The organism is Treponema sp. Marseille-Q4523 (genome assembly GCF_016901105.1).
Lineage (GTDB): Bacteria > Spirochaetota > Spirochaetia > Treponematales > Treponemataceae > Treponema_D.
In genome coordinates this window covers 62383-73819 of record NZ_JAFEVM010000013.1, presented here as the reverse complement: position 1 = coordinate 73819, position 11437 = coordinate 62383, and the positions used below count along the sequence as shown (strand labels likewise).

Below are 11437 nucleotides of genomic sequence, written 5' to 3'. Positions count from 1 at the left end.
ACATAAAACAGTATGTATAGTATAGATGTATATAACATTTGAATGGGATGAAGATAAGAACTCTGAAAACATACAAAAGCATAAGGTTTCTTTTGAAAAAGCGCAGGATGCTTTTTTTGATGTAAACCGTATGATTTTAGAAGATGTAAAGCATTCCGTTTCAGAAAAACGCTATTTTTGCATTGGAAAAACAGACAAAGGAATTTTGACGGTGCGTTTTACAATACGCGATCAGAATATTAGAATTTTCGGCGCAGGCTATTGGCGTCAAGGAAAGAAACTCTATGAAGAACATTTACAGTAACCCCGAAAAATCAGTAATGGAAGCATTGGATTCTGCCGTATTAGTGGCGGATTTCCTTCCAGCTCCATCAAAGCTTGTAAAAAAATCAACAAAAGAAAAAATAACAATCTCAATTGATTCCGATTGTATTAATTTTTTCAAAACAGAAGCTAAGAAAAATCATACAAAATATCAGACCATGATGAATGAAGTACTTTCTCAATATGCAAAGTATTATGCGGTAAATTGAATCGAGGAATAAAACAATCACATAACACCGTTTTCAAAGCCGACACGCGAACAAGCCGCGTGTGGTACAACCGATTGTTCGGCTGACGGCTTGTATTGTTTCCCCGTCGCCTACGGCACCGTGATGACCGATGCGACGCGTCCGTCTTTTGTGTACGCTTTATTCGGATTCGTCGAGTCGGTGAGCGCATCCATTCCGGAATAATAATTATAATAATGCGTGCCGGACGGCAAGGGCAGTGCGATTTCGTACAAGCCGCGCGACGTTTCTTTCATTTCGTAAATCCAAGGATCCCAATTCGTAAACGAGCCTGCAAGGTATATCTTTTGATGCGTATTTGCGCGGCAGATAAATCGTACGATGTTTTCCGATGCCGCGTTTGTTGCGGCGGGCGCGGGTTTTTGCGGCAGATCGGAAGCGAAGGTAAAGCGCGAAAGAGAGATGCCTGCTTTTTCGTCATAGTAGCTGTCGGGGTTCGCCGGGTCGGTCGTCCACAATCCGTCGATGACGAGGCGGTACGAAACCGAACGGGTATTGTCTGGCCGTTTTAAAATAAAAAACAAAACCGAGCCTTTTGCTTTGCCGTCCATATCGCGCATCGTGTGTATGCGAAACGGATGGATCGTTTTGTATCCTTCAAAATCGAATGCGATGCCGGTAAAGCGCGATTTTGCGTCGGCGGTAAAAACGACGGTACCGTCTTTTTCGTACGGCACGCCGACGCCGCGGATTTCGAGAACGGTTTCATCGTTGTAATCCGCCGCGGATATGCGGCAAAACGATGCCGTAAGCGCGCAGAGCAAAAAAAGAAAGCGTTTCATATTCCGATTATCGGCAAAACGGCGCCGAAGATTTACCGTGTCGGCAAAAGATAACGAGTGCCGTTCGAGACTTTTCTAATGTATGCGTGAAAATCTTCCGTTATTATAATAGGTCGAAAGTCGAGTTTCGAAAGTATTTCTAAATAAAGATATGCTTTCGGCGAGAACCCGTCCGCTAAGCCGCGGTCGAGCTTTTAGGGTACGCTTCCGTAAGCCTAACGCTCGAAACGGCACGCAGCCGGAACCTCGCCTCCGCATCATTTTATTTACTTTCGAAACTCGCCATTCAGTTGGTGAACGAAACGGATGGAAAATTTCGAGTTTTAGAAAACTCGAAATTAGACCTAATAGAGAATACGCAGGGCAAACGCACCGGAGATGTATACCTGCAAAGAAAGTGTACAGCCGAATAAAAGGCGGAACGCGAGGCAGCGGCACTGCCGCCGAACCGCTCTGACCGAGTTTAAACGGAACGCTAAAATAGCGCGTTCCGTTTAACTGCAAGTTTACGAGGCAAACTTGTGTATATACGTGTGCGCTTTCGCACACGAGTACGGCATTTTCGAAAATTGACATTTTCTGCAATGCCGTACTATGAGGAATGGCAAGCAATCTCTTTGTAAAAAGAGATTGCGCAGTCCGATTCCAATCACGGTCAGCCGCGGTGAACGGCAGGGTTGCTGCCGGGAGTGTCGCCGCTTTTTGAATGCTGTTAACTTTAATAAAGTATGTTTTCCGGTGCGCTTGCCTTGAGGGTACGGTCAAATACTTGTAAAGACGGGCGTTTTAACGATACAATAAATCGGGTGGATTATGCCGGGGTTAAGCCAACTAAAGAAATTCAATACAGATATTCTCGCACTCGGCAATGAGGTACACGAGCGTGCGTCCCGCGGCGAAAAGCCGATCCTAATCCCGTTTCCGAAAACGATACGCGATGTCGACGATTCGGAAGATTTCGTCATCGGTATGCCTGAAGCTCCGGAGCAGGCGGTACCGTCGCAGGCTTCATCCGACGCTGAAGATTTTTCCGATATCACCGGAACGGGGAAAAAGGATGCGGCGCCGAAAGAAAACGCCGAAACGTCTTCGCCTGCCGTTCCCGATCTCTCCGATTTGCTCAATCCCGTTATCCCTTCCGCATCGGCAGGAGAGGCGGAAATGCCCGACCTTTCCCAATTTGCCGATGAGCCGGAACAAAAAGTCGAAGAGACCGAACCGGAAGAAGTATCGATCGCGGATATGAATCTCGACGATCTGCTCGGCGATATGAGCGGAGTGGAAGCGGAAGCGAGCGATGTGCTGCCGGAAGAGGACTCGTCCGATGTGCCGTCCGACGAGGGCGGCGAGCCGCCCCGTACATCCGTGTCGAATCAAAACGGCGGCCCGTCCCGAACGAGCGCCGTTTTGCCGGATGCATTTTCTTTTCCGCCCCACGACGAGTTTCCGTCGGCAGTATCGGACATCCCCGCTCATACCGACCATGCTCATACCGTGCCCGATCTTCCATCGCTTGATGCGTTCACACTTTCTCCGGAAGATGATTTTTCCCTTCCTGCGCCCCCTGTAGATGAAGCGCCGTCCGAACGTCAAGTGCCCTCCGAGCATGAGGCGCCGCCCGGACATCAAACGCTTTCCGAATACGAGGTTCCTTCCGAACACGCTCTGCCGTCAGAAGATGCGGGACATCTTGACACTTCCTCATCAGCCGCTCCTTCTCCGACACAAAAGATCGCGGATCAAAAAACGAACGAAGCTCCTCCTCCGACGGTCGAATCTTCCGCTTCCGATTGGGCGGATGATTTCGATACCGGCGGGCAGACCATCGATATGAATATCGAACTACCGGAGGACATGCCTGAGGGTGAAATCGGAGGTGCCGTACAGTCCGCAGGTGAAACCGCATTTTCCGAAAAAGATGCGGATCGCGTACCGCCTTTCGGCAAAACGCCTAAGGAACAAAAAATCGCCCGAGCATCCGGTGCTGACGATGCGTCCGAGAATGTGATCGCAAACCGGACACAGAGCGGCGCGGTCGATTCGGGTGTGGAAGGGGCGCCGCTTTCTCCGCTTGATGGCGCTCCGGACAGTTTGGAACTTCCCGATTTCGATTTTTCTTCCATGTTCGATGAGGGCGGGTCTTCAGACACTGCCGCTTTTTCCGGAGCGGCAACCGATACGACTTCCGCTCCAGATGAAATTTCACTTGGCGGTGAAAAAGATGAAATCGCTGAAAAATCGCCGCGGCAAGCGACGGATGAAATTTCTCTCAGAGATGAAGGGGCGGAAAACGAAGGAACGATGCAAAGGTCGGGCGCACTTCCGCCTTCGGACGAGATTTCTCTCGGCGGGGATGCGGCGGAAGAAAGCGAAGAGACACCTTCGGATATGCTTGCCGCCCGCTTGCCTCCGGACACCTTCGATCCCGATGCGTTCGATTTCGATCTCGATACGGGAAACGGAGAGACGGACGACGACGGAACGACTGCTCGCGGTGAAACGGGAGCGATCGGGAGCGATGAAAAATCAGGCGATACAACGTCGAAAACCGCGAGCGACGAAGAAACCGTTCCGATAGAACATTTCGATACGTCCGAAATGGAAGGGCTCGACTTTACGGTCAAAGAGCCGGAAAAATCCGAAGCGGATAAAACAGATTTCGAACTCGGCATGCACGGCGATCTCTCCGATTTTGAAATTCCCGGCTTTTCCGATACGGCGGAAGTAAAAACCGATAAAAGCGGTCGTATCAAACTTCCGACTCCCGATTTCCGCGGAGCTGCCGAAGGCGGAAAGCCGCCGAAAAATACGCTCACGGATGCGCAGTATGAAAAATTTCTCGCAAACCTTGCGAACTATCCGCTCAACGTACGCCTTGCCGTCGAAAATCTGCTCGTTGCAAACGAGTTTACCGATGACGCGCAGTTTGAAATCGTTGAAAAAATTCTCAACAAAGCGCCCGCGCGTCAAGTTGCTTCGAGCCTCGAAAAGATGCTCGATATCGCCATTCCCGTTCCGCGCGATTTTGAGCGGCGCACCGTAGCCGAATACAACGCATATAAAGCGTCTCTTCAGTATCAGCTGCAAAACAGGATCATTCCAGGCATCGTACTCGCCCTTCTTTCCGCTGCAGCCGTATTCGGATTAATAATTTTTACGCGTAATTTTATCTGGCGCCCGCTGAGAGCGAACGGCCTGTACAAACAGGGATACGCGCTCATTAAAGCCGACGAATACCCTCAGTCGGAAGCGCTGTTCAATGAGGCCGCCGACGTGCAGCTGCAAAAAAAGTGGCTTTTCAAATATGCGCGCGCATACCGCGAACGAAAGCAATACCTCAGGGCGGAGCGGATGTACCGCAATATCCTTTATTATTTTAATTACGATAAAGAAGCGGGTATCGAATACGCTCGCATGGAATGCGACGATTTGGCAAATTATGAAAAGGCCGAAGAGATCGCGCGGCGGAGTGTGCTCGACTATCACATAAACGATGCCGACGGTATCCTCCTGCTCGGCGATATCTTTCTCGAATGGGCGACCGAAAAAGACCCTTCGAAATTCGAAGAAGCACGCAAGCAGTATGCATCCCTCGTGCAGCTCTACGGTCCGACCGATCAATACCTCGCGCGCATGATGCGCTATTTTGTGCGCACCGACAATCTCCGCGAAGTGCTGCAGCTAAAAGACCGATTTTATCCGAAAGCGAAATCGCTCGATGCCGACGATTGGACGGAGATGAGTGGGTATCTTCTCGACAAATTGTACGGGCCGCTTCCGCCCAAGGACGAATACCTTCGCACGCGGATCGAAGACGTGCGCGATATGCTCGACCGCGCGGTGAACGCCGATCGATCGAACCCCGTCGCCTTCTACAATCTTTCGCGCTACTTTGTGCAGATGCACGATCCGGAGCGTGCCCTCAGAATGCTCGAACACACGGTCAAATTGTTTGAAGAGAAGTCTCAAAATCTCCGCCGCCGCGACATCTACAAACAGATCGATTCGTACCGCCTGCTCGGCGAGCAGTATGCTTCTGGCAAAGAATATTTGACGGCCGAAGAAAAATACACCGACGGGATTTCGCTGTACGAGAGGGAAAAGGCGAACAGCGGTTTTGCCGGAAACGAAGCCATCGGAAAACTCTATGCCGATTCAGGCGACATCGATTATTTTATACGCGGCGATTACGAAGGCGCATATAATGATTATCTTTCGGCGATCCGCACGCACTACGATACGGCGTCCCTGCATTACCGCGTCGGTTTTATACAGTATTCCAAAAACGATTTGGACGGCGCGGTCGGCTCTTTTATCAAAGCGGGAGCCGAAAAGCCGGACGACGATCATTTGCTGCTTGCGATGGGCAATACGCTTTCACTCCGCGATTCGGACTATGCGGCTGAAGGCTACTACACGCAGCTCGTACGCAACCTCGACGACGAGTTCGCAAAAAAAGGACTCGCGTTTACGCAGACGAAAGCCGCCGAAGACGCGCTCACGGAACTCTACTTGAAGGCGGCGAATAATCTCGGCGTGACGCTTTTCCGTCTCGCCCGCCGTACGGGCAACAGCCGAATGAATGCCGATGCGATGGTACAGCTTTCCGTGTCGATGCGGGCGTGGGATGCACTCACGCGAAACGAAGCGACGATGGTGCGCCTTCCCGGCGGCAACCTTGCCGAACAGAATATGCGCTATATGAGCCGTCCGATGCCGGATTACGAACCCGCGATTTATACGGATATTCCGAAGATTCTCACCGGTGAAAAGGAATTGACGCAATGAGCGCCGACGAAAACAGAGCCGGCATACTGCAGGCACAATACAGAAACAGCATAAAAAAAGAACTCGTCCGAAAAACGATCCACATTTGCAGTGCGCTTATCCCCACTCTTTTGACCTTTGCGTATTATCCGGTTATCGCCTGTCTTGCCGCCGTCCTTGTGCTCTACGTCGCGTCCGAAACGCTCAGAAAGTGCGGCGTCTCCGTTCCCGTCGTATCGCATATAACCGAAGTCGCCTCTCGAAAGCGCGATGAAAATAAATTCGTGCTCGGCCCGGTAACGCTCGTGCTCGGCATTATCGTTACCGTGCTTTTATGGAAACCGGAAGCCGCCCGCATCGGCATCTATGCGCTCGCGTTCGGCGACGGACTTGCGAGCCTCGGTGGAAAACTTTTCGGCCGCACGATCATTCCGTTTACGCACGGAAAAACGGTCGCAGGAAGCCTCACGTGCTTTTTCGCGGTATTGTGCTCGTCGTTTTTTGTGTGCAAAAACGGATTCGTATCGCTTGTGCTGGCGCTTTCCGCCATGGCGATAGAACTCATCCCCCTCGGCGATTTCGATAACCTCGTCATCCCTGTTGCGATCGGCGGACTATCAACATTATTAATACGCTGATTTTATTGCCACAGGTATTTTCGGTGCAGACTTTTAAGGTATGCGGCAGTTCCCGCGAAAAGCAATATGCCGCCCGCAGCTGCCGCCGCGTATGAGGTCGCATAGCACGAGAATTCGTATCCGAGTGCCAAAGCTGTAAAACCGAAGGAAGATGCATCTTTCGTTCCGAGAGACCATGCATTGACGAAAAGCGACAGGATTGCAGCGGCGAGGATGAGCGCGCGAATTGCGATGAACGCTTCTCCGTTGCCCCATTTTATGCAAAAGTTCGGAAGTACGACTGCGGTGTTGAGCGGCATCAGCATCGAAATCATAACGGAAAGCACAACGAGTATGATGAGGTTCCGCTCGACGTGCTGGCGCGCTTCCGTTCCGCTGAAAACCGCGCCGAACAGCAACGTCGTCGGAGCGAGTGTCCTCGCAAAGAGAACGACTCTCCCTGTAAAAAGCAGAAAAGCCGAAAGCTCGTGCCACAGATTGAAAAGCGGCACGCACAGCCGAGCCGTTTCCGCAAAACAGCCGATGAGAAACAGGGCGAAAAAAATCACTTCCGTCGACTGCGTTTTTTCAAATTCGACGTAGAGGTAGATAACGGCAAGCAGCGCATACAGCGCGAAGATAAAGAGCGAGGCGATCGTTGCGATAAACGAATAGCCTTTCGTATAAAAACCGGCGATGTGTTCGGCCGGAAAAACATCGGGGCGGGTGAGCGTACCCGAGTAGATCGAATATCCGAGCATCGCGGAAGCGCCTAAAAGAAATAGCGAAAAAACAATAATGAGAGCGAGAAAAAAATAATTCCGCGTTTTAATAGTCATAGAAACGATGATACCCGTAACGGAAATAATAGTAAAGGACTTGTCGTGAAATTCCGACAATATAAAAAACGGGAGGATGTCGTATGAAAAAAATTATTGCAGGCGGAGTGATTTTCGCACTGTGTCTATCTTTTGCGCTTGCCGGCGACGCTGCGGTTTTTGTCGATGCGGGATTTTCATCCGACGGGTCGGTATACCTCTTCGGGCAGTACGGCAAAACCGACAAATCGTTTCGAGGCTGGGCGGAAATCTATACGGTCGATGTCGCAAAGAACGATTTTGTTAAAGGCGGCACATATAAAATACAACCGTCTTCCGTTACGGCGGGGAAATCGGGACGTGAAGTGTACGATTCTCTCGCTGCAAAAAGCTATTTAGATACGAAAAAATATAATTGCACACCCGCCTCTCCCGATCAGATACTCTACCTCTGCGTAGATGAAAGCAAAGACGGAAGGGATGAAATCGTTTTTAAAGACTTTGCCGGAAAACTCGGAAGCAAGTCGACATACCGCATACGGCTCATCCCGACGGTGAGCGGCGCGGGAGAAAATGCGAAGTCGTCGTTTTATATTTTAATGGAAAAGCTCGATGAAAACGGCAGCGTCGTAAGCCGGCAAAAAATCGGCTCACCCGACGTCGTCAGAAAAGGAGTCACGTCGTACAAGATAGAAAAAATACTGTGCAATAAAGGCGGCGACGGCATCGTCTTTATCGTCGCGAAAACAATGGAAGATAAAACGGGAATACTCATCCGCTATATGGCGGAAACGGCAAAACTCTCCAATTGAATCCGGGCTTTGTTGAAAGCATCGGGCGAATCAATAAGCTCGATGCAGAGCGTCGGGAATGTAAAATCCCGTCCGAATAAAAGCCTGTGAACGCCGCATCGCATAAGCGCGAAACACGTATCGAGCAAACATGAAGTGCGGCGCTTTTCGTTTATTCGGTCGATGTGTTTACCGCTCAGTCGGCGCGGATGCTCGCGTTTTTGACGATGACATCGTGTGCAGAGCCTTCGCGGATCGACGCTTGGCTTACAAGCGTGATCTTCGCTTTTTGCTGCAGTTCGGGGATCGTGAGGGCGCCGCAGTTGCACATCGTGTGGATCACTTTGCTCATCGTCGTCTGCACGTTGTCGTGGAGGCTTCCGGCGTACGGAACGTAACTGTCGACGCCCTCTTCGAACGCCATCTTTTTTGCCCCCCCCAAATCGTAGCGCTGCCAGTTGCGCGCTCTGTTCGAGCCTTCACCCCAATATTCTTTAACGTAATTGCCGTTGACGATGAGTTTGTGCGTCGGGCTTTCGTCGAATCTCGCGAAGTATCGGCCGAGCATGACGAAGTCCGCGCCCATCGCGAGCGCGAGCGTTATATGATAGTCGTGTACGATGCCGCCGTCCGAGCATATCGGAATATAGATGCCGGTTTTTTCGTACCACTCGTCGCGCGCTTTCGCCACTTCGATCGTCGCGGTCGCCTGTCCTCGCCCGATTCCTTTTTGTTCCCGCGTAATGCAGATGGAACCGCCTCCGATCCCGACCTTAACAAAATCGGCGCCCGACTCGGCGAGAAAGTTGAAACCGTCTTTGTCGACGACGTTGCCGGCTCCGACTTTGACGCCGTCTCCCCATTTTCCGTGGATGTCTTTGAGCGCACGGCGCTGCCATTCGGTAAACCCTTCCGACGAATCGAGGCAGAGTACGTCGGCACCCGCATCCAAAAGAAGCGGTACGCGTTCCATATAATCGCGCGTATTGATACCGGCGCCGACCGTGTAGCGCTTTTGCGCGTCGTGAATTTCGAGCGGGTGCTCTTCGCGGTTTTCGATGTCTTTTCGGAATACGAGCGACTGCAGATTGCCGTTTTTATCGATGATCGGAAGCTGATTGATTTTGTGATCCCAAATCAAATCGTTCGCATCGTCGAGCGAAATGCCCGCTTCCGCTTTTATTAATTTTTCAAACGGTGTCATATAGTCGCGCACTTTCGCGCCGCTTTCACAGCGGTTGATGCGGAAATCTCTCTCGGTGATGATGCCTGCGAGCTTTCCGTTCGGGCTTCCGTCTTCGGTGACGGCGACCGTCGAGTGTCCCGTTTTTGCGATGATTGCGGTAAGTTCTTCAAGCGTCTGATCCGGGCGGATGTTTGAATCCGACGGTACGAATCCCGCCTTGTACGACTTGACGCGCGCGATCATCGCCGCCTGATCGGAGGGCGTCTGCGAACCGTAGATAAAGCTGATGCCGCCTTCCTGCGCGAGCGCGATCGCAAGCGTGTCGTTTGAAACCGACTGCATGATTGCGGACACCATCGGTATGTTCATCGTGAGCGAACAGACTTCTCCGGCTTTTTTATTGTATTTGACGACGGGCGTGCGCAGCGATACGTTTGCGGGAATACACGTTTCGGACGTGTATCCCGGGATCAATAGATATTCGTCGAATGTGTGCGAGGGTTCGTCAAAAAAATATGCCATGGAAGCGCTCCTTGGAAAGTCAGTATATGCCATATCGTTTGAACCGTCAACAATTCGTGATTGAGCGGCATGTCGAACGAAGTGCATCTCACGGAATGATCACGTTACCGCCGTAATACGGACGCAACCGGAATGCCGACGTATTGCATTCCGCCGCTTTATTTTATTATGCACTTCTTTTCCGTATATACATTTCCGACGCGGTTGTCCCGCGTTTATTTTTCCTGCGTCAAAAGCTGCGCGATAAAATCACGCGGGGAAATTTCCTTGTTCAATATGCGATACAGTCCGTCGCAAATCGTCAGTTTGAGATTTTTTCTTTGCGCGATTTCGTGCACGTATTTACACGCGATCGCACCTTCGGAAAGATAGCCGAGCTTTGTCATATTTTCGATCAAATCGTCGAGATTCGAAAACTGCGACATGATATCTTTTTTTATCAAATCCTGTCCGAAGCGGCGATTTCGTCCGTATTTACTTTTGCACGTTACGTCCAAATCGCCCACGCCCGCGATCGACGTAAAAGTTTCCGCGTGCGTCGCGCCCATCGCAAATCCGAGCGTTTGAATTTCGTTCAAGCCTGCGGCCATCAAAAGAGATTCCGCATTGTCGCCGAACTCTTCCGACGTTTCGGCAAGCGCATCCATCGCACCGTATACGACGGCGATGACGTTTTTCGCGGCGGCGCAGATCTGCACGCCGACGACGTCGAACGACGAATAGGGCAAAATCCCCTGCACGCGCAAAAGCTCCCGCACTCTGATCGAATTGCGAGGGTTTTCGCACGCGGCGACGAGTCCCGTAATTTTCCCGATCGCAACTTCTTCCGCGTGGCTCGGACCCGACACGTAAACCGTGCATCCCTTGTAGATGCCGGGCAAAAGATTTTCGATCGTCGTAAGCACGAGCTTCGGCCCGTCGGCGGCCGGCACAAAGCCTTTCGTAAGAACGGCGATGCAGGTACTGCCGTCGGCGATACCGGGAAGAGCAGTGATCATTTTTACCGTGTCGGCGATATACAGCGACGGAGAAGCGATTATTAAAAATTCTTTATCGGAAGCGACTTCGGCGATATCGTTTGAAACGGTGATGTTCTCCGACAGCCTGTAGCCCGGCAGATAGCGCTTATTTTCGTGATCATTATTGACCGAGTCGGCGACGTCCTGTTCGCGCGCCCACATCTGCACACGGTGATTGCCGCGGGCGAGCGCTTGGGCCAAACCCGTACCCCATGCACCGCTTCCGAGAATACCGACAGATTTCGATTCCATAGCGATCCCCTTTTTTAATAATTTATGCCGTACCGAATACCGTACGGCACTCTATATCCGGCTCACCAACAGTATACATGCGCGTACACTCTTTTGCAATCGACATGACGG

The 11437-nt window shown here is 51.3% G+C and carries 9 protein-coding genes; 5 read left to right on the top strand and 4 right to left on the bottom strand.

The genetic code is table 11. The features are described from left to right. The first annotated feature begins 25 nt into the window (after positions 1-25). Both JSQ97_RS05845 and JSQ97_RS05840 read left to right on the top strand, forming a co-directional pair. Positions 26-304: a BrnT family toxin gene (locus JSQ97_RS05845; RefSeq protein ID WP_239446992.1), complete on the top strand. Its 279-nt coding sequence runs from the start codon at positions 26-28 to the stop codon at positions 302-304. Next, positions 285-533 (top strand): BrnA antitoxin family protein, encoded by a 249-nt coding sequence (locus tag JSQ97_RS05840; RefSeq protein ID WP_205075193.1) that lies wholly within the window; start codon positions 285-287, stop codon positions 531-533. The genes JSQ97_RS05845 and JSQ97_RS05840 overlap by 20 nt, the downstream gene beginning before the upstream one ends. Before the next feature lie 110 nt (positions 534-643). Here the strand turns inward: JSQ97_RS05840 and JSQ97_RS05835 are convergent, their stop codons facing one another. After that, complete coding sequence (locus JSQ97_RS05835; RefSeq protein ID WP_205075192.1) at positions 644-1354, bottom strand: early set domain-containing protein; 711 nt, start codon at positions 1352-1354, stop codon at positions 644-646. A gap of 813 nt (positions 1355-2167) precedes the next feature. Here JSQ97_RS05835 and flcA point away from each other — a divergent pair. Continuing rightward, a complete protein-coding gene (gene flcA, locus JSQ97_RS05830; RefSeq protein WP_205075191.1) occupies positions 2168-6142 on the top strand; it encodes a periplasmic flagellar collar protein FlcA in 3975 nt (1324 codons plus the stop codon). Next, complete coding sequence (locus JSQ97_RS05825; RefSeq protein WP_205075190.1) at positions 6139-6759, top strand: diacylglycerol/polyprenol kinase family protein; 621 nt, start codon at positions 6139-6141, stop codon at positions 6757-6759. Before flcA ends, JSQ97_RS05825 begins: the two co-directional genes overlap by 4 nt. Positions 6760-6761: 2 nt before the next feature. Here JSQ97_RS05825 and JSQ97_RS05820 read toward each other — a convergent pair whose 3' ends face one another. Next, positions 6762-7577: a hypothetical protein gene (locus JSQ97_RS05820; protein ID WP_205075189.1), complete on the bottom strand. Its 816-nt coding sequence runs from the start codon at positions 7575-7577 to the stop codon at positions 6762-6764. A gap of 83 nt (positions 7578-7660) precedes the next feature. On the opposite strand from JSQ97_RS05820, the gene JSQ97_RS05815 reads away from it, so the two are divergent. Beyond that, entirely contained in the window at positions 7661-8368 is a 708-nt protein-coding gene (locus tag JSQ97_RS05815; RefSeq protein ID WP_205075188.1) for a DUF2259 domain-containing protein, read from the top strand. 175 nt (positions 8369-8543) lie between these two features. Here JSQ97_RS05815 and JSQ97_RS05810 read toward each other — a convergent pair whose 3' ends face one another. Together JSQ97_RS05810 and JSQ97_RS05805 are read right to left on the bottom strand one after the other, a co-directional pair. Continuing rightward, positions 8544-10055: an IMP dehydrogenase gene (locus JSQ97_RS05810; RefSeq protein WP_205075187.1), complete on the bottom strand. Its 1512-nt coding sequence runs from the start codon at positions 10053-10055 to the stop codon at positions 8544-8546. 215 nt (positions 10056-10270) lie between these two features. Continuing rightward, the gene (locus tag JSQ97_RS05805; RefSeq protein WP_205075186.1) at positions 10271-11326 is read right to left on the bottom strand and encodes an NAD(P)H-dependent glycerol-3-phosphate dehydrogenase; all 1056 of its coding nucleotides are present in this window, start codon (positions 11324-11326) and stop codon (positions 10271-10273) included. Positions 11327-11437: the final 111 nt, after the last annotated feature.